The following is a 26,774-nucleotide window of genomic DNA, read 5'->3' on the forward strand; positions in this document are numbered from 1 at the left end:
GGCTGCGGGCAGGCCCCCGCCGGTCCCTCGAACGCTTGCGGGATCATTGGGGGCGGAGGAGAGTGCCCCGACGCGCGACCTCCGGCACGAGCCCCGACCGAGAAGGAACGGCTGAACCCATGAGCAGCGGCGACGACACCGACGAGCGCAACCCCTTCGCGCCGCCGCCCGCGGACGCCCCGGACCAGCCCTGGCGGCCGCGCAGCCCCTGGCCCGGCCAGGGCTCCGAGGGCGACCGCGGGCCCGGTGGCCAGGGCGACGGCCAGGGCGGCGACCGCCCGCCGTTCCCGCCGCCGTGGGGCCCGGGCCCCGGCGACGGCGGTCCCGGCCGACGGCCGCAGACTCCGCCGCCGCCCCGGCTCGACCCGACCGACCCGGCCCACCGCAAGGCCCGCAACGCCGCGCTGGCCGGGCCGTTCGCCCTGGTCTGCCTGTTCGTGGGCCTCCAGTGGATCGCCCTGCTGGTCGGGGCGCTCGGCATCGTCTGGGGCATCGGCGCGCTGCGCGCCAAGCGGCCCGCCGCAGCCGCAGCCGCCACCGGCACCGGCACCGGCACCGGCACCACCCTCGCGGGCGGCCCGGCCGGCGCCCCGGCGCCCAACCCGCTCACCCCGGCCGCGCTCGCCGGGATCCTCACCGGTGCGATGACCGTCGTGGTCGCCACCTCGGTGATCGGGCTCAGCGTCTACTACCAGGACTACATGACCTGCGTACGGGACTCGCTGACCAACGTCGGCGCCGAGAACTGCGACCGGTACGCACCGCAGTGGTACGTGGACTTCACCGGCAACTCGGAGTGAGTCGGCCCGCTCAGCCGGCGGAGCGCTGACCGGACCACCACAGGACCAGGGCGTACGTCCGGGCGCGCAGCTCCAGCGCGCTCCGGCGCGCCCGGAGCGCGAGCCGGGCGGGGGTGCCCGGGCCGACCGCCGGGGTCGTCGGCCCGGCCTCCGGGCCCTCCACCTCGTCCGCGCTCCCGACCGGCGTCGGGCCGAGCACCCGGTACCGGACCAGCAGGGCCCCGGGCACCGCCACCAGGGCCAGCCAGCCCGCCGCCGCCGGCCCCGTCCACCACGGCACCGGCCCCAGCCGCGCCATCCGCTCGGCCGCCAGCGCACCGCCCGACAGCCAGCCCAGCACCGCCGCCCCGGCCCCCAACAACAACGCCGCCGCCACCGCCGCCACGGCCGTCGCCGCGGGCGGCCAGGGCTGCGCGCCGTCCGCGTCCCCCCGCCGGCCCGCCGCCGCACGGCCGAGCAGGACCGCCGGCACCAGCCCCGCCAGCAGCGGCAGCAGCAGCGCCGCCAGCCGCCAGCCGCCCGGTCCGTCCTGCGGCAGCAGGGCGAACAGCGGGAACTCCGGCACCGGGCCGAGCCTCGCCCCGCCCGGCGACACCACCGCCCCGGCACCGACCTCGAATCCCGGGCCCAGCGCGTACGCCGCACCCCACAGCACGGCGTTCGGCAGCAGCGCGACGGTGAGCAGCAGCAGCCCGACCAGCGCGACGGGACCGCCGCCGAGCAGCGCCATCCCGCGCCCGCCGCCGGCCAGCGCGTCCAGCACCGCCGCCGCAGCCACCAGCAGCCCGCCCGCCGCGACCAGCCCCGCGCCCGCCGCCCCGGCCGCCCGGCCCACCACGGAGCCCCCGCCGGCCGGCCGCCAGCCGGCCGGGATCCGCTCCACCAGCCGTTCGACGCCGTCCCCCACCGGTTCGGCCGAACGGACCCCCGCGGCCGTCGACAGCCCCGCGAGCAGTCCCACCACCAGCAGGTCCGGCAGCACCCGGCTGCGGAACAGCCCGGCCCCCGCGCAGTGCAGCGCCACCGCGGCCGCGACCGCGCAGTACCCCGCCCACAGCGCCGTCGGACCGCCCCAGCGCGACCGCAGCCCGCGCCGGGCCGCGACGCCGGCCCCGGCCCGGTAGAGCCGCACCACCAGCAGGACGCCGAGCAGCAGCGGAGTGACCGTCAGCGGGGCCTCCGCCGCCCCGCGCAGCACCGGCGCGCCGTGCCCGAGCAGCCAGAGAGCGCCCGCCAACCGGGTGGCTCCGGCGGCGTCCGAGTCCGCGTACGGCGTCGCCACCCAGAGCCCCAGCACCGGCACCCCGACGGCTGCCAGGCCGACCAACGCCGTGCGCACCCCCGCCAACAGGTCGGCCAGCACGGGCCGTCCACCCAGTTCGCCCGGCACTTCCAGGATCGGACGGCCCATCAGCTGCGTCATGCGCCTCATGGTGCCAAGGCGACTCGCCATGCTCCGTGAACCGGCAAACCGCCGCCGTGTCCCAGATTATTGGCTTATGCGCCTTTTCAGACCCTGCCCCCAAGCCGCCGCCGCCCCGGCCCGGAGCGTCTGATGACCACGCCCCCCACCCGCACCCCCGACCCGCTGCGGAAACTGACCCCCCGTGAGGCCCAGGCCCTCGCCCACCTGGCCGCCGGCCACGACCTCGACCACACCGCCGCCGCACTCGGCGTCACCGCCACCACCGCCCGCAGTTATCTCCACCGGGCCATGCGGAAACTCGGCTGCCCCACCGAAGCCGCCGCCATCGCCCTGCTCACCACCGCACCCCCCACCGGCCCGGGCAGGCGCTCCCCGGCCACGCCCACCGACACCCACCGGACGCGCACGGCCCCCACCGCCCCGGGAGAACGCAGCGGCATGACACAGACCACCCCGACCACCGGAGACCCCGGCACCAGCGGCGACCGCCACCGCTCCCCCTCCCCCTCCCCCTCGCCCTTGCCCTCGCCCGGACGGCCCACGGCCGACGGCGCGTCCGGCGCCCCGACGCGCCCCCGGCCGGGACCGGGCGACGGCCCCGCGGCGCCGCCCGCCGCCGCAGGCGGTCCGGCGAAGGCCCCGGCCGAGGGCCGACGCGGCACCGGCCCGGCCCGGCCCGCCGCCGAACGCCGCGGGCCGCAGCCGACCGACCGGCGGCAGAGCACGGACGGCCGGCGGAGCCGGGACACCGGCGGCCCGGGCGGCCCCGCCCGGGGACGGTCGCGGGACCGCACGGCGGACGGCCGGAGCGGCACCCGCCCGGCGACACCCGCCGGGCCCCCGGCCGACGGGTCCGCCGGGCGGAACCGGCCCGACGGCCGACCGGCCGCGACGCCCACCGGGCCCGGCACCGCGTTCGGCCCCGGCGCCGCGTTCGGCCCCGGCGGACGGGCGGAGCGGGGCCGGAGCGGCGGCGGGCGGCCCGCGCCGGAGCCCCCCGCCGCGGGCCCGGAGCACCGGGACGCCGCCCCCGCACCCGCACCCGTCGAGCGCGACACCGGCGGCGCCCGGGAGCGGATCAGCCTGGCGCTCACCGAGGCGGGGCACGGACGGGACCTGTCGGAGAACTTCGAGGAGCTGTACGAGGACGCGCACACCCGGCTGGTGCAGCAGGTGTTCCTGCTGACGGCCTGTCGGCACCGCGCGGTGCACTGCGTGCGGCGGGCGTTCGGCGAGGCCCGGCAGGACTGGGGCGGGGTGGTCGGGTCGGGCGATCCGGAGGGCTGGGTCCGGGTGCGGGCGTGCGAGCTGGCGCTGTCGCCGTGGCGGCGCGGCGGGCCCCGGCGGGCGGGCGCGTGGGCGCTGCCGCACCGGCGGATCCGGGTGCGGCCGGCCGACGAGGCCCAGTCGGTGCTGCCGGACCACGACCGGCTGACCGACCGGGACAGGGCGCTGCTGAAGGCGCTGCGGCGGCTGTCCCGGCCGCAGCGGCGGGCACTGGTCCTGCACGACGGGCTGGGTCTGCCGGCCAGCGCGATCGCGGTGGAGGTGGAGTCGACCCGCCGGGCGGCCGAGGGGCGGGTCTGGGCGGCCCGGGAGGCGCTGGCGCAGTGGGTGCCGGAGCTGGTGGGGCCGGATCCGGCGGCACCGGGCTTCGCGGACGGGCTGAGCGGGCTGCTGCACCGGGCGGCGGTGCGGGGCTGTCCGGAGCCGCACCGGGCGCCGGTGCCGGTGCTCCAGGCCCGGCACCGGTTGTGGACGGCGAGCCGGACGGGCGCGGCGGCGCTGCTGACGGTGGCCGTGGGCGGGGCCGCGGTGGCGACGCTGGCGGGGCTGCGCCCGGCAGCGCTGTTCCACGAACCGGATCCGCCCGTCCCCGCGCTCTGCGTACCGGCCCCGACCGCGGAGGTGGCGGAGCCGGGGGTGCCGCTGCTGCCGGGCGGGGCGCCGAACGGCATCAGCAGCCTGTGGTGCAGCCCGACGCCGGGCCTGGAGGCGGTGGTGGCGGATCCCCAGGCGCAGGCGGTGGCCCGCTGGGAGCTGCCGGTGGCGGCCCGGGGGGCCGCCCCGCCGCCGCAGCAGGATCCGGCGGCCTGCCCGGCCTGGTCCCCGCTGCCCTGCGGCACGGGACCGGCGCACTGAGACGGCGGCACCGGAACGGAGCGCCGGAACGGCGAGCGCCCCCGCCCACGAAGGGCGGGGGCGCTCACGCGCGGGTGACCAGGGGTCAGCCGGCGATGATCTCGCGAGCCAGGCGGGCGGTCTCGGACGGCGTCTTGCCGACCTTGACACCGGCGGCCTCGAGGGCCTCCTTCTTCGCCTGGGCGGTGCCCGAGGAGCCGGAGACGATGGCGCCGGCGTGGCCCATGGTCTTGCCCTCGGGGGCGGTGAAGCCCGCGACGTAGCCGACGACCGGCTTGGTGACGTGCTCGGCGATGTAGGCCGCGGCACGCTCCTCGGCGTCGCCACCGATCTCACCGATCATGACGATGATCTCGGTCTCCGGGTCCTCCTGGAAGGCCTTGAGGGCGTCGATGTGGGTGGTCCCGATGACCGGGTCACCGCCGATGCCCACGGCCGAGGAGAAGCCGATGTCGCGCAGCTCGTACATGAGCTGGTAGGTCAGGGTGCCCGACTTCGACACCAGACCGATCTTGCCGGAGGTGGTGATGTCGGCCGGGATGATGCCGGCGTTCGACTGGCCGGGGCTGATCAGGCCGGGGCAGTTCGGGCCGATGATCCGGGTCTTGTTGCCCTTGGAACCGGCGTACGCCCAGAACGCGGCGCTGTCGTGGACCGGGACGCCCTCGGTGATGACGACGGCCAGCGGGATCTCGGCGTCGATGGCCTCGACGACGGCGGCCTTGGTGAAGGCCGGCGGCACGAAGAGGACGGAGACGTCGGCGCCGGTCTCCTTCATCGCCTCGGCGACGGAGCCGAAGACCGGGATCTCGGTGCCGTCGACGTCGACGGTGGTGCCGGCCTTGCGCGGGTTGACGCCACCGACGATCTGGGTGCCGGAGGCGAGCATGCGGCGGGTGTGCTTCATGCCCTCGGCGCCGGTCATGCCCTGGACGATGACCTTGCTGTCCTTGGTAAGGAAGATAGCCATGGTGTTAAGTCCCCTTCCTTACTTGTTGGCCAGCTCGGCGGCGCGGTCGGCCGCACCGTCCATGGTGTCCACGCGCTGCACCAGCGGGTGGTTGGCGTCGTCCAGGATCTTGCGACCCAGCTCCGCGTTGTTGCCGTCCAGGCGGACGACCAGCGGCTTGGAGACGTTCTCGCCCTTGCTCTTCAGGAGCTCCAGGGCCTGCACGATGCCGTTGGCGACCGCGTCACAGGCGGTGATGCCGCCGAAGACGTTGACGAACACCGACTTGACGTCGGGGTCGCCGAGGATGATCTCCAGGCCGTTCGCCATGACCTCGGCGGAGGCGCCGCCGCCGATGTCCAGGAAGTTGGCGGGCTTGACGCCGCCGTGCTTCTCACCGGCGTAGGCGACCACGTCGAGGGTGCTCATGACGAGGCCCGCGCCGTTGCCGATGATGCCGACCTGGCCCTCGAGCTTGACGTAGTTCAGGCCCTTGGCCTTGGCGGCGGCCTCGAGCGGGTTGGCCGCGGCCTTGTCCTCGAGCGCCTCGTGCTCGGGCTGACGGAACTCGGCGTTCTCGTCCAGGGAGACCTTGCCGTCGAGCGCGATGATCTTGCCGTCACCGGACTTGATCAGCGGGTTGACCTCGACGAGGAGGGCGTCCTCCTTGATGAAGACGGTCCACAGCTTCTGCAGGACCTCGGCGACCTGGTCGGCGACCTCGGCCGGGAACTTCGCCGCGGCGACGATCTCGGCGGCCTTCTCCGGGGTGCAGCCCTCGTTGGCGTCGACCGGGATCTTGGCGAGCGCGTCGGGGTTCTCCTCGGCGACGACCTCGATCTCCACGCCGCCCTCGACGCTGGCCATGGCCAGGAAGGTGCGGTTGGTGCGGTCCAGCAGGAACGAGACGTAGTACTCGTCCTTGATGTCCGCGGTCTGGGCCAGCATCACCTTGTGAACGGTGTGGCCCTTGATGTCCATACCGAGGATCGCCTCGGCCTTGGCGACGGCGTCGGCCGGGTCGGCGGCGAGCTTCACGCCACCGGCCTTGCCACGGCCGCCGACCTTCACCTGAGCCTTGACGACGGCGCGTCCGCCGAAGCGCTCGGCGATGGCGCGAGCGGCTTCGGGGGTCTCGATGACATCACCGTCAAGCACGGGCACACCGTGCTTGGCGAAGAGGTCCCTCGCCTGGTACTCGAACAGGTCCACGTGTGTTCGTCCTTGTTCGTGGTCGCGGATTGTGTCTCTACGAGCGTGCCACGGCAGGATCTTCGCTGCGGGTCGTCGGGGCGGTGCGGGTACGCAGAGGTACGGCCTTGCGGCCCACACAGCCACGGGCGCACACGTCAATCAACACGCGCGTCACGTCCGTCTGGCAGGTTATCCCCGTGGGACGGGCCTGTTCCGCCCGGGGCCCTGTCCGGCTTGGGTGAGAACCGTCACAGATCGGCCCGGACACGTCACCCGCGGATCGGGCGGGTTCACCCGCCCGGGTGAGGTCGTCACATCCCCGGGCCGGCCCCCTCCGCGGTGCCGCCCGCCGTCAGGTGCCGCGGGATCGGGCGCTTCTCGATCGCCGCCGCCATGATCTCCGGGAAGGCGTCCGGGGTGCAGGCGAAGGCCGGGGCGCCGAGCGCGGCCAGGGCGGCGGCGTGGGCGTGGTCGTACGCCGGGGCGCCCTCGTCGGAGAGCGCGAGCAGCGCGATGAACTGGACGCCCGCCGCCTTCATCGCGGCGACCCGGCGCAGCATGCCGTCCCGGACGCCGCCCTCGTACAGGTCGCTGATCAGCACCACGACGGTCTCGGAGGGCCGGGTGATCTTCGACTGGCAGTAGGCGAGCGCGCGGTTGATGTCGGTGCCGCCGCCGAGCTGGGTGGCGAACAGGACGTCCACCGGGTCGGTGAGCTGCTCGGTGAGGTCGACCACCGAGGTGTCGAAGACGACCATCCGGGTGTCCAGGGTGCGCATCGAGGAGAGCACCGCGCCGAACACCGCCGAGTGGACGACCGAGGGCGCCATCGAGCCGGACTGGTCGACGCAGAGGATGACGTCCTTCTTCACCCCGCGCTGGGCGCGGGCGTAGCCGACCAGCCGCTCGGGCACGACCGTGCCGTGCTCGGGCAGGTAGTTCCTCAGGTTGGCCCGGATCGTCCGGTCCCAGTCGATGTCCCGGTGGCGCGGCCGGTTCACCCGGGCGCTGCGGTCGAGGGCGCCGCCCACGGTGGCCCTGGTCCGGTCGGCGAGCCGGCGCTCCAGGTCCGCGACCACCCTGCCGACCACGGCCCGGGCGGACTCCCGGGTGGTCTCGGGCAGCGCGTGCTTGAGCGAGAGCAGGGTCCCGACCAGGTGCACGTCCGGCTCGACGGCCTCCAGCATCTCCGGCTCCAGCAGCAGCCGCTCCAGGCCGAGCCGGGTGATCGCGTCCTGCTGCATCAGCTGGACGACGGTGGACGGGAAGTACCTGCGGATGTCGCCCAGCCAGCGCGCCACCTGCGGGGCCGAGCCGCCCAGTCCGGCGCCGCGGCGGCCGCCGCGGGCCGGGCGGGCGCCCTCCTCGGGGCCGCCCCGGTACAGCGCGGCGAGTGCGCCGTCCATCGCGGCGTCGCGACCGCGCAGGGTGCAGCCGGTGCCGTCGGCCTCGCCGCCGAGCACCAGGCGCCAGCGGCGCAGCCGTTCGTCGGTCGGGGTCGCTGCCATCGGGTCCTCCTGGTGCGGCGGGTGCGGGGTCAGGTGTTGCGGCCGGCGGGCTGGCGGGGGATCGTCGGGCGGACGCCGAGCAGCACGGCCAGCACCGGGACGGCGGCGTCGGCACGCTCCCGGTCGAGGGCGCCGACCGGCTCGGCGGCCGTCGGGGTCGCGCCCGGCGGCCCGGCCGCGACCCGGCCGCCGATGGTGGTGCGCACGCCGGCCTCCAGGCCGGCGAAGGTGCGCCGCAACAGCGGCAGCACGTCGGTGAACGCCTCCTCGCCGACCCCGCAGAGCCATCCGTCCAGCAGGGCGAGCAGCCGCGGGTCGTGCAGCAGCAGGGCGCCGCCGCCGGTGAGGAAGCCCTCGACCCAACCGGCCGCGTCCGCCGGGGCACTGGCCGCGGACAGCACCAGGCCCAGCCGTCGGCCGGCCTCCTCGGAGTCCAACCGGCCGTCGTCCAGCAGCAGTCGGACGGCGCGGCCGCGGAGCAGGCCGGGGGCTCCGGTGGCCGGTCCGCCGACGGGCTCGCGGCGGGCCAGCGAGTGGAGGGCGGCGGCCCACCGGGCGGGCAGGCCCTCCGGGTCCGCCGCGTCGTCCAGGGCTGTCGTGCCCTCCGGGGCTGTCGTGCCCTCCGGGTCCGCCGCGTCGTGCGGGTCGGCCGTGCCGTCCGGGGCGAGCAGCGCGATCGCGCCGTGCACCTCGTCGATCCGGGCCCGCATCGCGGCGGCGCCCTGCGCGTCCAACCCGACGCAGGCGGGCGGCAGTCCGACGCAGACCCGCTCGGCCAGGCCGGCCGCGGCCCCGGCCAGCGCGCCGTGGTCGGTACCGCGCACGTCGCCGTAGCGCAGCGCGCGGACCAGCGCGGGCAGCGCACCCGCCAGGTGCGCGACGTCGGTGTCCAGGGCCGCGCAGTCGGCCAGCACCCGCATCACGGCGGGCAGCGCCCCGGACAGCCCGGCCAGCAGGCAGCTCTCCACCAGGCCGGTCAGCTCGGCGAGTTCGGCGGCGGCCCGGGCGGTGCCGACCGCCTTGTTGACGGCGGCCTCCTCCACCGTGGTACCCCACTGGGCCGCCTCGGCGATCCGGACCGCGAACTCGGGCTGCCAGCACACCCGCCAGCTCTCCCGGAAGGTGCCGGTGGAGTGGACCGTGGAGCGGGCCGGCACGCCCCACTCGACGCCCAGCAGCCGCAGCCGGTGCAGCAGCCGGGAGCGGGCCGCGTCGGTGTCCTTGCGCAGGTCGAGGTCCACGTCCCGGGGCGCGGCCTCGGGCTTGAGCCGCAGCGAGCGCTGGAGCCGGGCGAGGTCGCGCTGCAGCGGCACGGCCGGGGCGGCGTCCGGCACCTCGCCGAGCGCGTCGCCGACCACCAGGCGGTCCCGGACCAGTTCCAGGGCGACGTCCGAGCCCTCGCAGAGCACCGCGCGGACGGCGTCCAGGGTCTCCGTCAGCCCGGCGAGCGGGCGGCCGCGCAGCACGGCGAGGGTCTCGGCGAGCCGGACCGCCTCGATGACGTGGGCGGAGGAGACCGGGTGGTCCTCGGCGCGCAGCAGTTCGGCGGCCCGGGTGAGCCAGCGCGGCACCGGATCGCCCTCGGCGGTGAACAGGTGGTGGTACCAGCCGGGGGACTGCACGCCCGCGCCGTAACCGGCGGCCCGGGAGAGGCGCCGGTGCGTCCACGGGATCCAGGTGATGTCCGTCCGCACCTTCTTCGGCAGCCCGGCGAGCAGCGCCCGGTCGTGGGCGACGGTCGGCGTCGCGGCCAGCGCGGGCACGTGGAAGGCGCCGCAGACCACGGCGATCCGGCCGTACCCGGCGCGTCGGGCGGCACGGATCCGCTGGCGCATGTGCGCCTCGCGCAGCTGGTCCCGGCGGGACTCGCCGAGGCCCTCGGCGCGCAGCGCGGCCATCGCCTCGGCGACCGCGGCGAAGGGCGCCAGCGCGTCCGCGCCGGGGGCCCGGTGCTCGACCACGTCCTCCCACCAGCGTTCCGGGTCGTCGTGGCCGGCGGCCTCGGCGAGCAGTGCCAGCGGGTCGGCGGGCAGGTCGTCGCCGGGCTCCCCGGCCTCCTCCTCCCCGGGGGCGGGCGCGAAGCCGTGGGCGGCGGGCAGGTCGATGAAGTGGACCGGCAGGTCGTGGTCCACGGCGTACCGGATCGCCACCCACTCCGGGGAGAACTCGGCGTACGGCCAGAACGCGGCCCGCGCCGGGTCGTCCACCGCGTGCGCGAGCAGCGCGACCGGCGGCACCAGGTCCTTCTCGGCGGCGAGGTGGACGACCGCGTCGGCCTCCGGCGGCCCCTCGATCAGCACCGCGTCCGGCTGCCACTGCGCCAGCGCGGCGGCCACCGCCCGGGCCGAACCGGGCCCGTGGTGCCGGATGCCCAGCAGGGCGACCTCCGAGGTCACGCCGTCACCTCGCGGGCCGCGCGGTAGAAGTCCTTCCAGCCGTCGCGCTCGCGCACCACCCCTTCGACGTACTCGCGCCAGACCGCCCGGTCCGCCACCGGGTCGCGGACGACCGCGCCGAGGATCCCGGCCGTGACGTCCCCGGCGCGCAGCACGCCGTCGCCGAAGTGGACGGCCAGGGCCAGGCCGTTGGCCACCACCGAGATCGCCTCGGCGGTGGAGAGGGTGCCGCTCGGGGTCTTGACCTTCGTCCGGCCGTCCACGGTGAGGCCGGCCCGCAGCTCGCGGAAGACCGTCACCACCCGCCTGATCTCCTCGGCGCCGCCGGGCAGTTCGGGCAGGTCGAGGGAGCGGCCGAGCTGGTTGACCCGGCGGGTGACGATGTCGACCTCCTCGTCCAGCGAGCCCGGCAGCGGCAGCACGACGGTGTTGAAGCGGCGGCGCAGCGCGCTGGACAGCTCGTTGACGCCGCGGTCGCGGTCGTTGGCGGTGGCGATCACGTTGAAGCCGCGCACGGCCTGCGTCTCACCGCCCAACTCCGGTACCGGCAGCGTCTTCTCGGACAGGATGGTGATCAGGCTGTCCTGCACGTCGGCCGGGATGCGGGTGAGCTCCTCGATCCGGGCGAGCTTGCCGTCCGCCATCGCGCGCATCAGCGGCGAGGGCACCAGGGCGTCCCGGCTGGGCCCGTGGGCGAGCAGTTGGGCGTAGTTCCAGCCGTACCGGACGGCCTCCTCGGGGGTGCCGGCGGTGCCCTGCACCAGCAGTGTGGAGTCGCCGCTGATCGCGGCGGCCAGGTGTTCGGACACCCAGGTCTTCGCGGTGCCGGGCACCCCGAGCAGCAGCAGCGCGCGGTCCGTCGCCAGGGTGGTGACGGCGACCTCGACGATCCGGCGCGGGCCGATGTACTTGGGGGTGATCCGGGTGCCGTCGGGCAGTTCGCCGCCGAGCAGGTACGTCGCCACGGCCCACGGCGAGAGCTTCCAGCGCTCCGGGCGCGGACGGTCGTCCTGCGCGGCCAGGGCGGCCAGCTCGCCGGCGAAGGCGTCCTCGGCGTGCTGCCGCAGAACGTCGGTCATGGGGGCTCCTTCGGGTCGGCCGCCGGGCGCACGGATGCCCGGCGGCGGGGTGATCGGGGCGCCCGGCGCGTTCCGGAAGCGAGGGCCCCAAGGGAGCCAGGTCGGCGTCCCGGCCTGTGGGAACCACCTTGCAACGCGGCACTGACAACGGCCGGACGGGCCGTCAGCCACTGTCAGTGCCGCCCCCTACGGTCGGTCGCATGGAGGAACGCTGGAGCACCGAACACGTCCTGTCCCTGGCCCCTGACGCCGCGTCGCGAAAGTCCGCGGGCAAGCTGTCCGCGCCCGGGCCGTGGTCCGGGACGGGCACCGACGGCGCCGCGCTCTGGGGCGAGTGCCAGGGCAGCGGCCGCACGCCGTACCGCACCGTGATCGAACTCGCCACGCCCGCCTACCAGTGCAGCTGCCCCAGCCGGAAGTTCCCGTGCAAGCACGCGCTCGGGCTGCTCCTGCTGTGGAGCGGCTCCCCGACGGCGGTGCCGGCCGGCGCGCCCGCCGACTGGGCCGCCGACTGGCTCCGGGCCCGGGAGGAGCGCACCGAGAAGCGCGCGGCGCCCCCGGCCGACCCGGAGGCCGCCCGCCGCCGGTCCGAGCGGCGCGGCGCCCGGGTCGCGGCCGGCGCCGCCGAGCTGCGGCTGCGGCTGGCCGACCGGGTCCGGCACGGCCTCGCCGACCAGTCCACGGCCGGCCCCTGGGAGGAGGTCGCGGCCCGGATGGTCGACGCCCAAGCCCCCGGACTCGCCACCCGGGTACGGGAGTTGGACACGCTGCCGGAGGAGCGGCTGCTCGCCGAGTACGCGCTGCTCCACCTGCTCGCCACCGCCGCCACCCGGATCGACGAACTGCCCTCCGAGCTGGCCGCCACCGTCCGCGCCCGGGTCGGCTACACCGTGGACGCCGCCGAGGTGCTCGCCGGGCCGACGGTCCGGGACCGCTGGCTGGTCCTCGGCAGCCGGGACAGCTCGGACGAGCGGCTCACCACCCGGCGGGTCTGGCTGCGCGGCGCCAAGACCGGCCGCCCCGCCCTGCTGCTCGCCTTCGGCCGCCCGGGCCAGGCCCCGGACCTCGCCCTGCCCACCGGTCACCTGCTGGAGGCCGAACTCGGCTTCCACCCCGGCGCCCGCCCGCTGCGCGCCGCACTCGGCACCCGCTACGGCGCCCCCGGGCCCGGCCCGGCCGCCCCGCCCGCCGGGCTCACCGTCGCCGAGGCGGTGGCCGGCTACGGCGCCGCGGTCGCCGACGACCCGTGGCTGGACGCCTGGCCGACGGTGCTCACCGGGGTCGTCCCGGTGAGCACCCCCGACGGCTGGCACCTGACGGACGGCCACCACACCGTCCCGGTCCGCCCCTCGGCCGTCCCGGAGGCGGCGCTGTGGCGGCTGGCCGCGGTCTCCACCGGCCGCCCCCTGACGGTCTTCGGCGAGTACGGCCACCTGGGCTTCGCCCCGGTCACCGCCTGGCCCGCCGGGCACCGCCCGGTCGGCCTCACTACCGCTGAGGAGAAGCGACGATGACGATCACCCCGGACCCGTGGGAGACCCTGCGGACCAGCGCCCTGCTCGGCACCGACCGGCGCCCGCTCCCGGCCACCGCGCTGCCGCTCGCCGACGCCGTGGACCGCTCCGACCCGGCCACCGCCCTGCTGGAGCTGGCCGCGCTGGCCACCGTCCGCCGCAGGGCCGGCGCCCTGCCCGTCCCCGCCACCGAGCCGCCCGGCCCACCCGCGCCCGAGGACCACCGCCCGGAACTGCCCGAGGCCGCCGCCCGCCGACTGGCCGTCCTGCTCACCGGGCGCTCCGGCGGCAGCGGCACCGGCGGCACCCTGGCCAACCTCGCCGAACTGCTGCCGCAGTGGCTCGCCACCGCCCGGGCCGAGGGCCTGCGGCCACCCGCCGCGCTGATACCCGGGCTGCTCGACGCGGCCCGGGCGCGCAGTGAACTGCGGCCGGACGCCGTCGCGTTGGCCGGCCCGCTGGGCCACTGGCTGGCCGCCCGGAACCCCGACTGGCGGTTCGTGCTGCGCACCACCGCCGCCGAACCGGCCCCGCGGCCGGACGCCCCGGACGACCACCGGCCCTGGCACGAGGGCCTGTTCGCCGAGCGGGTCACCCACCTCACCCTGCTGCGCCGCCGCGACCCGGCCGCCGGGCTGCAACTGCTGCGCGGCACCTGGTCGACCGAGCGCGCCGAGGACCGCCTGCTCTTCCTGGACGCCCTCCAGGACGGCCTCTCCCCCGCCGACGAGCCGTTCCTGGAGGCCGCGCTGGGCGACCGCAGCAAGAACGTCCGCGCCACCGCCGCCGAACTGCTGTCCACCCTGCCCGGCTCGGCGCTCGCCGGGCGGATGGCCGAGCGGGCCCGGGCCGCGGTGGCCCTCGCCGGGAGCGGCACCCACCTGCTGGTCACCCCGCCCACCGCGTGCGACGAACGGATGCAGCGCGACGGCATCGCCCCCAAGTCCCCGACCGGGCGCGGCGAACGGGCCTGGTGGTTCGGCGAGGTGGTGGCCGCCGCGCCGCTCGCGCTCTGGCCGGAGAGCACCGGGCTGACGCCCGAGCAGCTGCTCGCCCTGCGGGTCGGCGACAGCGTGGACGAGACCAGCAGCAGCTGGGCCGACGACCTGCGCGAGGCCTGGGCGCGCGCCGCCGTGCGCCAGCACGACGCCGACTGGGCCCGGGCACTGCTCGGCCCGGCCCCCGTCCCGCCGGCCCGGGGCGTCGGACGCGCCCGCGGCGCCCGCGCCACCGGGGCCCCGGCCAAGCTGCTGGCCGTGCTCCCGCCGCCGGAGCGGGCCGCCTGGACGGCCGCCTTCATCGAGGTGCACGGCCTGGGCGACTCCTTCCAACTGCTCGGCGCCTGCGCCACTCCGTGGACACCGCCGCTGTCCACCACCGTGGTCGCGGCGCTGGCCCGGGCGGCCGCCTCCGGCGCGTACCCGTGGAGCCACAGCGGGGTGCTCGGGATGACGGAACGCGCGCTGGCACCCGGGGCGGCGGCCGCGGTGGAGGAGCTGGCCGCCGGGGCCGCCCCCGATTCGGCCTGGTCGGAGACCTTCGCCCGGCTGGCCGGGACGCTGCGCTTCCGGGCCGCGATGCTGGACGAGCTGCGACCGACCGCGGACGCGGGCTGAGCAGGGTCCGCGCACGGCAGCGGACGCGGGCCGCACACGGCGGAGCGGGCCGGTCCGCCCCGGACCGGCCCGCTCGACGGGTGTCCGGAACTCAGCCGGCCGTGCGCAGGTTGGCCTCGACCCAGGCCACCACGTCACGGGTGGGCGTCCCCGGGGTGAAGATGTCCGCGACGCCCATCGCCTTGAGCTCGACGATGTCCTCGTCCGGGATGATCCCGCCGCAGAACACCTTGATGTCCTCCGCGTCGCGCTCCTTCAGCAGTTCCAACACCCGTGCGCACAGCGTCATGTGGGCGCCGGAGAGGATCGACAGCCCGATGCCGTCCGCGTCCTCCTGGATCGCGGTGTCGACCACCTGCTCCGGGGTCTGGTGCAGCCCGGTGTAGATGACCTCCATACCGGCGTCGCGCAGGGCGCGCGCGATGACCTTGGCGCCCCGGTCGTGACCGTCGAGCCCCGGCTTGGCGACCACCACACGGATCGGCCCCGACACACTCATCACTGCCTCCTGGACCTCGTCGTCCATCATCCGACCGGACCTTGTGGGCCCACGGCTGTGGTCGACACGGTTAACGCTCGATAACCAACCGACCTGAGGGGAGATTAGCGCCACCCGCCCCGGTTGGCCGCGCCACCTCCCAAGAGGAGGGCAAAGTCACAGCCCCAGGCCTTGCTACCAGTGGGTATACCGGTCGTCAGGACCGCGGCGCCCCCGGGCACAGCCCCCCGTGCGCCCCCTTGACAACCGGCGGTTTTTCCGGGGCGTCGACCGTGGGGCTACAGTCTCGGCTGTTTACCTCGCCCGATGACGCGCCCGAGGCCCACCGAGGAGGCAGCCCCCGATGGCTCCCGAAGCAGCCGCCCGCCCGACCCGTGCGGAGCTGCGCCTCGCCGCCCGCGAGCAGTCCCGCGCCCAGCGTCGCGGCGCCGCCAAGGCGGCGACCCGGGCGGCGCTGTTCCGGGTCGCGGTGCCGTCGGTGGCCGCGCTCGGAGTCGCCGGCGCGGCGGGCGTCGCGGTGGTCCAGGAGCAGGCCGACCGGGCGCCGGCGCAGGCCTCGGCGGCCGACGCCCCGGCCACCACGGCCGCGCGGCAGACCGCCCAGCAGGCGGCCGCGCGCACCGACCAGGCGCAGTCCTCTCGCGGCGACGCCCGCCGGCCGCTGTCCGGCACCCAGTCCGGTGACGGCCAGTCCACCGCGACCGCCACCGCCACTCCGACCGCCGAGCCGACCGCGGAGCCGGTCAAACCCAAGGTGGTCATGCCGGTCGCCCGGCACGGTCTCGGCGAACTGTTCGGCGCGAACGGCACCCACTGGGCCAACCGGCACACCGGGATCGACTTCCCGGTGGACGGCGGCTCGGAGGTGTACGCCGTCCAGGACGGCACGATCCGGACCCAGTGGAACCCGTTCTACGGCTACATGTCGATACTGAAGATGTCCGACGGCACCGAGGCCTGGATGTGCCACCTGCGGGCGTACAAGGTCCGCAAGGGCCCGGTGAAGCAGGGCGACGTGATCGCCTTCGTCGGCAGCAGCGGCAACAGCACCGGGCCGCACCTGCACTTCGAGATCAGGCCCCAGAACAGCGGGCCGGTCGACCCGCTGCCCTGGTTCCTCGCGAACGGGCTGGACCCCCGCTGACTACAGCTTCTCCACCGGCGCGTACCGCAGCACCAGCCGCTTGCGCCCGGTGGAGCCGAAGTCGACCTCGGCCTGGGCGTTGTCGCCGAGGCCCGTCACACCCACCACCGTGCCCAGCCCGAAGGTGTCGTGGGTGACCCGGTCGCCGACCGCGAGCGAGACCACCTCGCGCTCCACCACCTTGCCGCCGCGCCGCACCGACTGCCCCCAGCCCGCCTTCGGCGCGGCCGCCCCGGCGGACGACGAGGAGCGCGAACTCCCGCCCCCGGACGAGGACCTGCCCCAGGACGAACCCGAGGAGAAGCCGCGCTGGACCGGCGCCTGCGCCGCCCCCGTCCGCTTCCACTCGACCAGCGTCTCGGGGATCTCCTCCAGGAACCGCGAGGCCGGGTTGTAGGCCGGCTGGCCCCAGGCGCTGCGCAGCACCGAGCGGGTCAGGTAGAGCCGCTCCCGGGCCCGGGTGAGCCCCACGTACGCGAGCCGGCGCTCCTCCTCCAGCTCCTTGACCTGGTTGAGCGCCCGCATGTGCGGGAAGATCCCGTCCTCCATGCCGGTCAGGAAGACCACCGGGAACTCCAGGCCCTTGGCGGTGTGCAGGGTCATCATCGTGATGACGCCCTGCCCCTCCTCGTCGTCGTCCGGGATCTGGTCGGAGTCGGCGACCAGCGCGACCCGCTCCAGGAAGTCGGCCAGCGAGCCGACCGGCGGCGCGCCGTCCTCGCCGGCGTCCGGCCGCTCGCCCGGGTCCTGCTCGTACTCCAGTGCCACCGACGCGAGTTCCTGGAGGTTCTCCACCCGGGTCTCGTCCTGCGGGTCGGTGGAGGCCTGGAGTTCGGCCAGGTAGCCGGTCTCCTCCAGGACGGCCTCCAGCACCGCCGCCGGGCCGGCGCCCGACTCGACGACCTGGCGCAGCCCGGCCATCAGGGTGTTGAACTTCTTGACCGCGTTGGCCGAGCGCGCGGCCATCCCGTACGCCTCGTCCACCCGCACCAGCGCCTGGGCGAAGGAGATCCGCTCCCGCGCGGCCAGCGCGTCGACCATCGCCTCGGCCCGCTCGCCGATGCCGCGCTTGGGCACGTTGAGGATCCGGCGCAGCGGCACGGTGTCCTCGGGGTTGGAGAGCACCCGCAGGTACGCCAGGACGTCCCGAACCTCCTTGCGCTCGTAGAAGCGCACCCCGCCGACCACCTTGTACGGCAGCCCGACCCGGATGAACACCTCCTCGAACACCCGGGACTGGGCGTTGGTGCGGTAGAAGATCGCGACGTCGCCGGGCTTGGCGTCGCCCGCGTCGGTGAGCCGGTCGATCTCGTCGGCGATGAACTGGGCCTCGCCGTGCTCGTCGTCCGCGACGTAGCCGACGACCTTCTCGCCGTGCTCGCCGGCCGTCCAGAGCTTCTTCTCGCGCCGGTTGGCGTTGCGCTCGATGACGGCGTTGGCGGCGCTCAGGATGGTCTGGGTGGAGCGGTAGTTCTGCTCCAGCAGGATCGTGGTCGCGTTCGGGTAGTCCTCCTCGAACGCGAGGATGTTGCGGATGGTCGCGCCGCGGAAGGCGTAGATCGACTGGTCCGCGTCACCCACCACGCACAGCTCGGCCGGCGGCACCTCGGCCAGCCGCGCGGCGGCCGGGTTCACCGGGTCCCCGTCCACGGTGCGCTTCGGGGCGTCGGCCGCGGAGCCGCCGGTCAGTTCGCGGACCAGGGTGTACTGGGCGTGGTTGGTGTCCTGGTACTCGTCGACCAGGATGTGCCGGAACCGGCGGCGGTAGTGCTCGGCGACGTCCGGGAAGGCCTGCAGCAGGTTCACCGTCGTCATGATGATGTCGTCGAAGTCGAGGGCGTTGGCCTCGCGCAGCCGCCGCTGGTAGAGCGCGTACGCCTCGGCGAGCTTCTTCTCCATCGGGTTGGCGGCCTGGTCGGCGAAGGTCTCCTCGTCGATCAGCTCGTTCTTCAGGTTGCTGACCTTCGCCGTGAAGGACTTCGGCGGGAACTGCTTCGGGTCCAGGTCGAGGTCGCGGCAGACCAGCGACATCAGCCGCTGGGAGTCGGCCGAGTCGTAGATCGAGAAGCTGGAGGTGAAGCCCAGCTGCTTGGACTCGCGGCGCAGGATCCGCACGCAGGCGCTGTGGAAGGTCGACACCCACATCGCCCGGGCGCGCGGGCCGACCAGCGCCTCGACGCGCTCGCGCATCTCGCCGGCCGCCTTGTTGGTGAAGGTGATCGCCAGGATCTCGCCCGGCTGCACCCCGCGGGCGCCCAGCAGGTAGGCGATCCGGTGGGTCAGCACCCGGGTCTTGCCGGAGCCGGCGCCGGCCACGATCAGCAGCGGCGAGCCGGCGTGCAGCACCGCCTCGCGCTGCGGGTCGTTCATCCCCTCCAGCAGCTGCGCCGGGTCGATCACCGTCCGGGCGGCGCCGTTGCGGTACCAGGCGTCCCGCGCGCTCTCGGCGGCGTGGTCGGTCTGGAACAGCCCGTCCGGGATCGCCTCCTCGTACGCGTCGTAAGGGGCCTCCTCCTCGTACGGCGGGGGCTCCTCGTCGATCGCGTCGACGGGCGCGGCGGGCTGCTTCGACCCGGCGGCGGGTGCCTCGAAACCGGGGAGCGGGAGGTCGTCAAAGAGGCTACTCATGGCACTCCGAGTCTATGGCCACCCACCGACAAGCCCGCCCGGCCGGTGGAATCCGGCCGGGCGGGCTCATCGGTGCGACGACGCGGGGCCGGAGGCCCCGGGGGCTCAGACCAGGCGGCGGGCGGTGGCCCAGCGGGTGAGCTCGTGCCGGTTGCTCAGCTGGAGCTTGCGCAGGACGGCCGAGACGTGGCTCTCCACGGTCTTCACCGAGATGAAGAGCTGCTTGGCGATCTCCTTGTAGGCGTAGCCGCGGGCGATCAGCCGCAGCACCTCGCGCTCGCGCTGGGTGAGGCGGTCCAGGTCCTCGTCCACCGGCGGGGTGTCGGTGGCGGCGAAGGCGTCCAGTACGAAGCCGGCCAGCCGCGGCGAGAAGACCGCGTCGCCGTCGGCGATCCGGAAGATCGCGTCGACCAGGTCGGTGCCGGTGATGGTCTTGGTGACGTAGCCGCGGGCGCCGCCGCGGATCACGCCGATGACGTCCTCGGCCGCGTCCGAGACGGACAGCGCCAGGAACTTCACGCCCTCCCGCCGCCCGCCGCCCGCCTTGTCCGAGGCGCCGCGCGCCGCCCCTCCCTCGCCCATCACGCCGGCCGAGCGGCGCAGCACCTCGACCCCGCCGCCGCCGGGCAGGTGGACGTCGAGCAGCACCACGTCGGGCCGGGTCTCGGCGACCACCCGGACCGCCGAGTCCACGTCGTCGGCCTCCCCCACCACGTCGATGCCGGTCACGTCGGTGCGGCCGATCTCGGCCCGGACCCCGGTCCGGAACATCCGGTGGTCGTCCACCAGGACGACCCTCGCCGTGCGCTGCGGCGCTGCCTCAGTCATGCGTTCTCTCCATCTCCAGCTCGACCTCGGTGCCGCCGCCCGCAGCCGGCCGCACCCGAGCGGTGCCGCCGTTGCGCTTCATCCGGCCGATGATCGACTCCCGTACGCCCATCCGGTCCTCGGGCACCGTGTCGGGGTCGAAGCCTGGTCCGTGGTCGCGGACGAACACCGACACCGCCCTCCCCTCCACCTCGGCGTAGACCTGGACCGGTCCCCCGCCACCGTACTTGGCCGCGTTGACGGTCGCCTCCCTCGCGGCCTGCATCTGTGCCGCGATCTTCTCGTCCATCGGGCAGTCGCCGACGATGACCAGCTCGACCGGGACCCCGTGCCGGTCCTCGACCTCGGCGACGGCGGCCCGCAGGGTCTCCGCCATGGTGTCCGGCGCGGCCTCGGCGGCGGCCTCCGGGCGGTACAGCCACAGCCGCAGCTCGCGCTCCTGGGAGCGGGCCAGCCGCAGCACCTCCTTGGGGTCCTCGGCCCGACGCTGGATCAGGGTCAGGGTGTGCAGCACCGAGTCGTGGATGTGCGCGGCGATCTCGGCACGCTCCTGGGCCCGGATGCGCGCGGTGCGCTCGGCGCCGAGGTCCTGCCACATCCGCAGGCCGTACGGGCCGAGCAGCACCAGCACCCCGGCCAGCACCGCGAGCGAGGCCTCGACCACCGAGCCGAGGGTGGAGCCGCTGCCCTGCATGGCGAGCAGCGCGATGGTGCCGGCCACCGCCAGCAGCACGCCGGCGCCGACCCGGGTGTAGGCGCCGCGCCGCTTCTCGCCCTCCTCGATGCCGAACCAGCGCTGCCAGCGCGAGTCGTCGGCCTGCCGCCAGACCAGCGCCACGCCGACGCCGATCGCCAGCAGCGGCCAGGTGTACGGCTTGGCGGTCTGCCAGCCGAGCACGTTCAGCAGGGCGATCAGCCCGATCACGACCATGACCAGGGCGGCGAGCTGGCCGATGCCGCCCTGCCCGTTCTTGCCGGCGGGCCGGGCGCCGGCCTCGGCCTCGCCCTCGGCGGCGGGCGCGGTCACCGGCTCGCCCTGGAGCATGTGCTGGAGCAGTTCGCGCAGCCGGCCGACCCAGCCACCGCCGCCGGACTTGGTCAGCGGCGTGCCCGGCCGCAGCCAGGGCGAGGTCGGGACGTAGACGCCGTTGACGTTCACCCAGTGCGTGCCGCCGCGCTGGGAGGGCTCGCCGATGCCGATCGGCACCACGAACCAGAACGCCGCGTACAGCAGCGCGCCGATGCCCTGCGCGAAGAACAGCAGCACGAAGGCCAGCCGGACCCAGCGGACCGGCAGCCCGAGGTGCACCGCCAGACCGTGCGCGACGCCGCCCAGCATCCGCCCCTGCGGGCTGCGGTACAGCCGCCGGTAGGGCGGCCGGCCGTCGGCGGGCGCGTTCGGGTCGGCGCCGGCCGGCGCCGCGGCGTCGGGGGCGAGGGGGCGGGGATCGGTACCGGGTGCTGCCACGCCACCGATGGTTCCACGCGGGCGCCCGCGGGCGCATCAGGGTGTGGCCCCCAGGCTTATCAGGGACAAGTCAGGGTACGGGCAGGGCCCTACCCGGTTGGGCCGGCCCGCCCCCTGCCGGAGGATGGTGCCCATGACCGAGGACCACCGCATCCAGGAGGCCGGGCCCACCGCCCCGCCGGAACCGGAACGCCCCCCGCTGACCAGGGCCGAGCACCACCGCGTGGTGGCCGGCGTCTGCGGCGGACTGGGACGGCACCTGGACATCGACCCGGTGGTCTTCCGGGTGGTCACCGTGGTGCTCTGCCTCTCCGGCGGCCTCGGACTCTTCCTGTACGGCCTGGCCTGGCTGATCGTCCCGATCGAGGGCGACGGCGGGGGCCGGGGCCCCGGCGGGCGCACCGAGCTCCAGCGGGTGCTGACCGGCCGGGTCGACGGCCAGTCGATCGGCGCGGTGCTGCTGACCGTGATCGGCACCGGGGCGTTCTTCTCCTCGATGGGCGACGGCGACCAGTTGTTCCCGCTGCTGCTGCTCGGCGGCCTGGTCTTCATGGCGGTGCGCTACGACCCGGAGCGCCGACGCGGCCGGGGCCGCGGCCGTCGGCACGGCGGCCCCTACGACCGCAGCTTCCCCGAGGCGGACGGCTACGGCTGGCCGCAGGACGAGGCCGCCCTCCGGGCCCGGCACGCCGCCGACCGGGCCGCCGGCACCGTCCCCGCCGACTCCCCCCCGCCCGGCCCGAGCGGCTACCTCTGGGACCCCCGCCACCCCGAGCGCAACCCGTACGGCGGCACCGACCCGGGCACCGCCACGCCCGCCTACGGCACCAAGCTGCCGCCGCCCGGCGGCCCCACCCAGGCCTGGTGGCAGCGCACCGACCTGCCGGAGGGCGACCCGCTGCGCAAGGAGCCCCGGGAGCGCCGCCGCGAGCCGGCCGCCGTCCGGCACCCCAAGGAGCGCTCGCCGCTCGGCTTCTTCGGCTTCCTGCTGGCGGTCGGTGCGGCCACCGCGGTCTGGTCCGCCTCGGCCGGCCACTCCGACGTCACCAGGCTGAGCACCGTCGTCCTGGCCACCGGGCTGCTGGTGATCGGCCTGACCCTGCTGCTGGCCGCGAAGTTCGGCAAGGCCCGCAAGCTCGCGGTGCTGGGACTGCTGACCACCCTGGCACTGGCCTTCGCCGGCCACTCGCCGCACACCGTGCAGGACGCCATCGGCGACCGCACCTGGACGGTCGCCGCACCCGCCGAGCTGAGGGACCGCTACAACCTCGGCGCGGGCGACCTCCGACTGGACCTCTCCGGGCTCGACCCGGCCGGGACCACCGTCTCCACCAAGGTCGACCTCGGCGCCGGCGAACTGCTGGTCACCCTGCCGCCGAACGTCGAGGCGAACGTGGTGGCCCGGGTCGGCCTGGGCAGCGTCACCGCCCCCGGCGGCCGCAACGACGGCACCGGCCGGCACACCTACCAGTTCGGCCCGGCCGGCGGTCAGCCGTCCAAGGGCACCATCGATCTCCAACTCAGCCTCGGCATCGGCGACATCAAGGTGGTCCAGCAGTGAGGAAGCACCGGCTCGACCTGTTCTCGCTGATCGCGGGCGCGCTCTTCACCGTGATCGCCGTGCTCTACCTGGTGGCGGCGCTCAACGACCAGTCGGTGAACGGCCGGATCGTCGTCCCGGTCACCTTCATCGTGCTCGGCGTCGGCGGCCTGGCCGGCGCGGTCGCCGCGGTGGCCCGCCGGGGCCGGACCGACCGCGACGAGTAGCCGGGCAGCGGGCGTCCGGCGGGTCAGCTCTGCAGCGGGCCCAGGGCGAGCTGGTCGCCGTCCTTGGTGACGCCGTACCGGGGCAGCGGCTTGACCGCCGGCCCGTTGACCACCGCACCGGTCGCGGCGTCGAACCGGGAGCCGTGGCAGGGGCAGTACAGCTGGCCGTTCTTCGGCGCGTCCACCGCGCAGCCGGAGTGGGTGCACACCGCGGAGAAGGCGCAGTACTGGCCGGCCTTGGGCTGCACGATGTAGACCGCGTCCCCGGTGGCCGGGTCCTTGACCTGGGCCGAGCCGCCGACCGGCACGCTCGCCGCGGCCACCGCGGGGGCCGACGCGGTGGCACCGGGGGCCGGGGCCGCGGACTGCTTGGGCGCCGTCGACCGGTCCCGGCCGAAGGTACGGGTGAGCGAGCCGGTGAGCAGCCCGGCCCCGCCGATCGCGACCGCCGCGATCCCGCCGTCCATCAGCGACCGGCGCCGGACGTGCTCCTCGGTCAGCCCCCGCTCGCGGTCCCGCCCGGCCCTGCGGGCCAGGTAGCCGTCCACCGACAGGTAGGGGGTGCCGGCCAGCAGCAGCGGGGTCCAGGCCATCAGGTAGCCGAGGTCGTTGCCGAGGTAGTACGGCGAGACGTTCCAGCTGACGGTCAGCCACAGGCTCAGGTTGATCAGCGCGCCGCCGAGCGCCGCGACCCGGCCCCACAGGCCGAGCAGGGTGCCCAGGCCGACGGCCAGTTCGCCGAAGGCGACGGCCAGTGCGAACAGCGTGGGCGCGTCCAGGGCGGGGCCGAGCAGGAAGCCGATCGGGCTGCCGCCGTCCTTGGCGGCCCGGGTCTGCGAGACGAAGGAGGCCGGGTCGGCCGCGCCCGCCAGGAAGTGCCCGTCGGAGAGCTTGTCCAGGGCGGCGTAGACGAAGGTGACGCCGAGGAAGAGCCGCAGCGGCAGCAGGGCGTACCGGGACGCGAACGCCCGCCGCTGCGCCGCCCGGTCGGCCCGGCCGGCCGCTCCCCCGTCGTCCGGTACGGAGTTGCTGGCCTCCGACATCCCGCTCACCTTCCCTCTCGGCCCGCCACTGCCTGACAGGTCCGGTCCGCATTCTGCCCGCTCGTGAACGTTTTCGGTGGGAGGTCCCACCCGGGGCCTGTCCGGGAGGCCGCCGCGGGACCCGCCCCCGGCCGGCCGCCAACGGCCGCGCCGCCGTTCCCCCGTGAGGGGAACGACGGCGCGGCTGTTCAGGCTTCGCGGGGAGTGCTCACTCCCACTCGATGGTGCCCGGCGGCTTGCTGGTGACGTCGACGACGACGCGGTTGACGTCGCGGACCTCGTTGGTGATCCGGGTGGAGATCTTCGCCAGCACGTCGTACGGCAGGCGGGACCAGTCGGCGGTCATGGCGTCCTCGGAGGAGACCGGGCGCAGCACGATCGGGTGACCGTAGGTGCGGCCGTCGCCCTGCACGCCCACGCTGCGCACGTCGGCGAGCAGCACGACCGGGCACTGCCAGATCTCGCGGTCCAGACCGGCCGCGGTCAGCTCCTCGCGGGCGATCGCGTCGGCGTCGCGGAGCAGGTCCAGGCGCTCCTGGGTGACCTCGCCGACGATCCGGATGCCCAGGCCCGGGCCCGGGAACGGCTGGCGCTGGACGATCTCCTCCGGCAGGCCGAGCTCCTGGCCGACCATCCGGACCTCGTCCTTGAACAGCTTGCGCAGCGGCTCGACCAGCTGGAACTGGAGGTCCTCGGGCAGGCCGCCGACGTTGTGGTGGGACTTGATGTTGGCGGTGCCGGTGCCGCCGCCGGACTCCACCACGTCCGGGTACAGGGTGCCCTGGACCAGGAAGTCGACCGACTCGCCGTGCGCGCCGGCCTCGGCGACGATCTCGGCCTGGGCCTGCTCGAAGACCCGGATGAACTCCCGGCCGATGATCTTGCGCTTCTCCTCGGGGTCGGTGACCCCCTTCAGCGCGGTCAGGAAGCGCTCGGAGGCGTCGACGACCTTCAGCTGGACGCCGGTGGCGGCCACGAAGTCCTTCTCGACCTGCTCGGTCTCGCCCTTGCGCATCAGGCCGTGGTCCACGTACACGCAGGTCAGCCGGTCGCCGATGGCCTTGTTGACCAGGGCCGCGGCGACCGCGGAGTCCACGCCGCCGGACAGGCCGCAGATCGCGCGCTTGGTGCCGACCTGCTCGCGGATCAGGGCGATCTGCTCCTCGACCACGCTGCCGGTGGTCCAGGTCGGGGCGATGCCCGCGCCGCGGTAGAGGAAGTGCTCCAGGATCTGCTGGCCGTGGTCGGAGTGCAGCACCTCGGGGTGGTACTGGACGCCGTACAGCCGGGCCTCGTCGTTCTCGAAGGCCGCGACCGGGACCAGCTCGGTGGAGGCGGTGACGGTGAAGCCCGCCGGGGCGGCGGAGCAGGCGTCACCGTGCGACATCCACACCGAGTGCGCCGCCGGGACGCCCTCGAACAGGGTCGAGCCGGTGCGGGAGACCGTCAGCGGGGTGCGGCCGTACTCGCGGGCGCCGTTGTTGTCGACGGTGCCGCCCAGCGTCTTGGCCATCAGCTGGAAGCCGTAGCACATGCCGAAGACCGGGACACCGGCCTCGAAGATCGCGCGGTCGAGCTGCGGCGCGCCCTCTTCGTAGACCGACGACGGACCGCCGGAGAGGATGATCGCCTTCGGGTTCTTGGCGAGCATCTCGGCGACCGGCATGCTGCTCGGCACGATCTCGCTGTAGACCCGCGCCTCACGCACCCGACGGGCGATGAGCTGGGCGTACTGGGCGCCGAAGTCGACCACCAGGACGGTGTCGTTGTCCGGCACGGACTGGACGGGAATTGCAGAGGACACAGACGGCCTTCCGGCAGCGGTATCGAGGTGTCGCGCCGAACCGCGTTCCGGGCGGGTCGCGGCGGCGGACGGGTGTGGGGTGTCTGGACACCGATTCTACCGGGCTGTCCGGTTTCACTCGTCTGCACGTCCAAAGGACCGTGACCGGGCGGGCCCGAGGTTCGTTGCTTCAGACGACCGGACGGCCGCGCCGCGTTCGCCAGACGCGCCGCCGCCGCCCCCGACCGGGGGCACCGCCGTACGGGCTGCAGGACCACGCGTGGAGCTTCACCCCAGTCCACCGGCGCATGTGGCGCCGCCGCCCCGGCTCGCCGGGAGCTCGGCGCCGTGGGACCGTGCGCGGGTGCCGCGGCCGGCCAGCAGGGGACAGCGACCCCGGCCGCGACTGGGTCGAGAGGTGGGACGGCCGGCTCCCCGGGGACGCCCGGGACCGGCCGTCGCACCGCCCTACGATCCGGGCGCGCCCCGGGCGCACTCCCCCCACCGTCCCGCACCGCTACGCGCGTCCCCGTGCGCCGCAACCACCCGGACCACTACGCACCGTGATCACTCGACGCAGGTCCGCCGGAAAACGGACTGTACTGAACTGCGCCGAACCGGTTGCAGAGCAACCCCTCTGTCCACCACCATGCTCGGTGTGAACGGTTCTCCCGGCGGCCGGAAGGCGCACCGCGGAGGTCCGGACCGATGTCTCCGCGCCCGCCGTACGACCCGGCGACACCGGTTTTCACTTCACGCTCCGTGAGCGTGGGTCCGGCGCAGACCTGCCCGCCGACCCGCCGCCGCACGGAGACGCGCGCCCCGCTCCGCCGGCCACCCACGCCGGCCCCCGGGGGACGCGCCCACGAACCGACCGACCCGACGGCGCTCCTCCCCCGGCGCCGTCGACCCCAGCACCGGCGCAGCCCTGACGCCGCGTGCTGAGCGACAAAGGGCCCCGTTCCCCCGCGGGGCCCTTTGCCCTTTCCG

General features: G+C 75.4%; 19 protein-coding genes and 1 pseudogene. 7 read left to right on the forward strand and 13 right to left on the reverse strand.

Features of this window, described 5'->3' with window-relative positions:
• Positions 1-119: 119 nt before the first annotated feature.
• Positions 120-800, forward strand: coding sequence for a hypothetical protein (locus tag AB0O91_RS35485; RefSeq protein WP_363442080.1), 681 nt, complete (start codon positions 120-122; stop codon positions 798-800).
• Positions 801-810: 10 nt separating this feature from the next.
• On the opposite strand, the gene AB0O91_RS35490 is transcribed toward AB0O91_RS35485, so the two are convergent.
• Positions 811-2,223, reverse strand: a complete 1,413-nt coding sequence (locus tag AB0O91_RS35490) for a DUF6350 family protein (protein WP_363442082.1) — start codon at positions 2,221-2,223, stop codon at positions 811-813.
• A gap of 132 nt (positions 2,224-2,355) precedes the next feature.
• Between AB0O91_RS35490 and AB0O91_RS35495 the strand changes: the two genes are divergently transcribed.
• Positions 2,356-4,368 (forward strand): LuxR C-terminal-related transcriptional regulator, encoded by a 2,013-nt coding sequence (locus AB0O91_RS35495; protein ID WP_363442084.1) that lies wholly within the window; start codon positions 2,356-2,358, stop codon positions 4,366-4,368.
• An 85-nt stretch (positions 4,369-4,453) separates the two neighbouring features.
• Here AB0O91_RS35495 and sucD read toward each other — a convergent pair whose 3' ends face one another.
• The 5 genes from sucD to AB0O91_RS35520 form a co-directional block, all read right to left on the reverse strand.
• Positions 4,454-5,338, reverse strand: coding sequence for a succinate--CoA ligase subunit alpha (gene sucD, locus AB0O91_RS35500; RefSeq protein WP_363442086.1), 885 nt, complete (start codon positions 5,336-5,338; stop codon positions 4,454-4,456).
• 18 nt (positions 5,339-5,356) lie between these two features.
• A complete protein-coding gene (gene sucC, locus AB0O91_RS35505; protein WP_363442088.1) occupies positions 5,357-6,529 on the reverse strand; it encodes an ADP-forming succinate--CoA ligase subunit beta in 1,173 nt (390 codons plus the stop codon).
• 293 nt (positions 6,530-6,822) lie between these two features.
• Positions 6,823-8,019 (reverse strand): VWA domain-containing protein, encoded by a 1,197-nt coding sequence (locus AB0O91_RS35510; RefSeq protein ID WP_363442090.1) that lies wholly within the window; start codon positions 8,017-8,019, stop codon positions 6,823-6,825.
• A gap of 29 nt (positions 8,020-8,048) precedes the next feature.
• A complete protein-coding gene (locus tag AB0O91_RS35515) occupies positions 8,049-10,415 on the reverse strand; it encodes a DUF5682 family protein (protein ID WP_363442092.1) in 2,367 nt (788 codons plus the stop codon).
• Positions 10,412-11,494, reverse strand: coding sequence for an AAA family ATPase (locus AB0O91_RS35520; RefSeq protein WP_363442094.1), 1,083 nt, complete (start codon positions 11,492-11,494; stop codon positions 10,412-10,414). The genes AB0O91_RS35515 and AB0O91_RS35520 overlap by 4 nt, the downstream gene beginning before the upstream one ends.
• 200 nt (positions 11,495-11,694) lie before the next feature.
• Here AB0O91_RS35520 and AB0O91_RS35525 point away from each other — a divergent pair, with 200 nt between their 5' ends.
• Together AB0O91_RS35525 and AB0O91_RS35530 are read left to right on the forward strand one after the other, a co-directional pair.
• On the forward strand, positions 11,695-13,008 hold the full coding sequence (locus AB0O91_RS35525; protein WP_363442096.1) for an SWIM zinc finger family protein: 1,314 nt from the start codon (positions 11,695-11,697) through the stop codon (positions 13,006-13,008).
• Positions 13,005-14,624 carry a DUF5691 domain-containing protein gene (locus AB0O91_RS35530; protein ID WP_363442098.1) on the forward strand — a complete coding sequence of 540 codons (1,620 nt, stop codon included), beginning with the start codon at positions 13,005-13,007 and terminating at the stop codon, positions 14,622-14,624. The genes AB0O91_RS35525 and AB0O91_RS35530 overlap by 4 nt, the downstream gene beginning before the upstream one ends.
• Positions 14,625-14,715: 91 nt before the next feature.
• On the opposite strand, the gene AB0O91_RS35535 is transcribed toward AB0O91_RS35530, so the two are convergent.
• Entirely contained in the window at positions 14,716-15,123 is a 408-nt protein-coding gene (locus AB0O91_RS35535) for a cobalamin B12-binding domain-containing protein (protein WP_363442100.1), read from the reverse strand.
• Between the two features lie 343 nt (positions 15,124-15,466).
• On the opposite strand from AB0O91_RS35535, the gene AB0O91_RS35540 reads away from it, so the two are divergent.
• On the forward strand, positions 15,467-16,267 hold the full coding sequence (locus AB0O91_RS35540) for a M23 family metallopeptidase (protein ID WP_363442102.1): 801 nt from the start codon (positions 15,467-15,469) through the stop codon (positions 16,265-16,267).
• Here AB0O91_RS35540 and pcrA read toward each other — a convergent pair whose 3' ends face one another.
• The 3 genes from pcrA to AB0O91_RS35555 form a co-directional block, all read right to left on the reverse strand.
• Positions 16,268-18,895, reverse strand: a complete 2,628-nt coding sequence (pcrA, locus tag AB0O91_RS35545) for a DNA helicase PcrA (protein WP_363442104.1) — start codon at positions 18,893-18,895, stop codon at positions 16,268-16,270.
• Positions 18,896-19,000: 105 nt separating this feature from the next.
• A complete protein-coding gene (locus tag AB0O91_RS35550) occupies positions 19,001-19,723 on the reverse strand; it encodes a response regulator transcription factor (RefSeq protein WP_363442105.1) in 723 nt (240 codons plus the stop codon).
• Positions 19,716-21,062 (reverse strand): PspC domain-containing protein, encoded by a 1,347-nt coding sequence (locus AB0O91_RS35555; RefSeq protein ID WP_363442127.1) that lies wholly within the window; start codon positions 21,060-21,062, stop codon positions 19,716-19,718. Before AB0O91_RS35555 ends, AB0O91_RS35550 begins: the two co-directional genes overlap by 8 nt.
• 262 nt (positions 21,063-21,324) lie before the next feature.
• Here AB0O91_RS35555 and AB0O91_RS35560 point away from each other — a divergent pair, with 262 nt between their 5' ends.
• Both AB0O91_RS35560 and AB0O91_RS35565 read left to right on the forward strand, forming a co-directional pair.
• Positions 21,325-22,752, forward strand: a complete 1,428-nt coding sequence (locus AB0O91_RS35560; protein ID WP_363442107.1) for a PspC domain-containing protein — start codon at positions 21,325-21,327, stop codon at positions 22,750-22,752.
• Positions 22,749-22,958, forward strand: a complete 210-nt coding sequence (locus tag AB0O91_RS35565; RefSeq protein ID WP_363442109.1) for a hypothetical protein — start codon at positions 22,749-22,751, stop codon at positions 22,956-22,958. The genes AB0O91_RS35560 and AB0O91_RS35565 overlap by 4 nt, the downstream gene beginning before the upstream one ends.
• A 23-nt stretch (positions 22,959-22,981) precedes the next feature.
• Here AB0O91_RS35565 and AB0O91_RS35570 read toward each other — a convergent pair whose 3' ends face one another.
• The 3 genes and pseudogenes from AB0O91_RS35570 to guaA form a co-directional block, all read right to left on the reverse strand.
• On the reverse strand, positions 22,982-23,425 hold the full coding sequence (locus AB0O91_RS35570; RefSeq protein WP_363442129.1) for a Rieske (2Fe-2S) protein: 444 nt from the start codon (positions 23,423-23,425) through the stop codon (positions 22,982-22,984).
• 57 nt (positions 23,426-23,482) lie between these two features.
• Positions 23,483-24,001, reverse strand: a pseudogene (locus tag AB0O91_RS35575) (DoxX family membrane protein); the annotation flags it as partial.
• Positions 24,002-24,209: 208 nt separating this feature from the next.
• Positions 24,210-25,805, reverse strand: a complete 1,596-nt coding sequence (gene guaA, locus AB0O91_RS35580; protein WP_363442111.1) for a glutamine-hydrolyzing GMP synthase — start codon at positions 25,803-25,805, stop codon at positions 24,210-24,212.
• Between the last annotated feature and the right edge of the window lie 969 nt (positions 25,806-26,774).

This window comes from Kitasatospora sp. NPDC089797 (genome assembly GCF_040684795.1).
Taxonomy (GTDB): Bacteria; Actinomycetota; Actinomycetes; order Streptomycetales; family Streptomycetaceae; genus Kitasatospora.

Excerpts from the sequence above, each read along its gene's own strand:
- AB0O91_RS35485 (WP_363442080.1), top strand. The coding sequence starts at position 120 with ATGAGCAGCGGCGACGACACCGACGAGCGCAACCCCTTCGCGCCGCCG.
- AB0O91_RS35490 (WP_363442082.1), bottom strand. The coding sequence starts at position 2,223 with ATGACGCAGCTGATGGGCCGTCCGATCCTGGAAGTGCCGGGCGAACTG.
- AB0O91_RS35495 (WP_363442084.1), top strand. The coding sequence starts at position 2,356 with ATGACCACGCCCCCCACCCGCACCCCCGACCCGCTGCGGAAACTGACC.
- sucD (WP_363442086.1), bottom strand. The coding sequence starts at position 5,338 with ATGGCTATCTTCCTTACCAAGGACAGCAAGGTCATCGTCCAGGGCATG.
- AB0O91_RS35510 (WP_363442090.1), bottom strand. The coding sequence starts at position 8,019 with ATGGCAGCGACCCCGACCGACGAACGGCTGCGCCGCTGGCGCCTGGTG.
- AB0O91_RS35520 (WP_363442094.1), bottom strand. The coding sequence starts at position 11,494 with ATGACCGACGTTCTGCGGCAGCACGCCGAGGACGCCTTCGCCGGCGAG.
- AB0O91_RS35525 (WP_363442096.1), top strand. The coding sequence starts at position 11,695 with ATGGAGGAACGCTGGAGCACCGAACACGTCCTGTCCCTGGCCCCTGAC.
- AB0O91_RS35530 (WP_363442098.1), top strand. The coding sequence starts at position 13,005 with ATGACGATCACCCCGGACCCGTGGGAGACCCTGCGGACCAGCGCCCTG.
- AB0O91_RS35535 (WP_363442100.1), bottom strand. The coding sequence starts at position 15,123 with ATGAGTGTGTCGGGGCCGATCCGTGTGGTGGTCGCCAAGCCGGGGCTC.
- AB0O91_RS35540 (WP_363442102.1), top strand. The coding sequence starts at position 15,467 with ATGGCTCCCGAAGCAGCCGCCCGCCCGACCCGTGCGGAGCTGCGCCTC.
- pcrA (WP_363442104.1), bottom strand. The coding sequence starts at position 18,895 with ATGAGTAGCCTCTTTGACGACCTCCCGCTCCCCGGTTTCGAGGCACCC.
- AB0O91_RS35550 (WP_363442105.1), bottom strand. The coding sequence starts at position 19,723 with ATGACTGAGGCAGCGCCGCAGCGCACGGCGAGGGTCGTCCTGGTGGAC.
- AB0O91_RS35555 (WP_363442127.1), bottom strand. The coding sequence starts at position 21,062 with ATGCTGGGCGGCGTCGCGCACGGTCTGGCGGTGCACCTCGGGCTGCCG.
- AB0O91_RS35560 (WP_363442107.1), top strand. The coding sequence starts at position 21,325 with ATGACCGAGGACCACCGCATCCAGGAGGCCGGGCCCACCGCCCCGCCG.
- AB0O91_RS35570 (WP_363442129.1), bottom strand. The coding sequence starts at position 23,425 with ATGGACGGCGGGATCGCGGCGGTCGCGATCGGCGGGGCCGGGCTGCTC.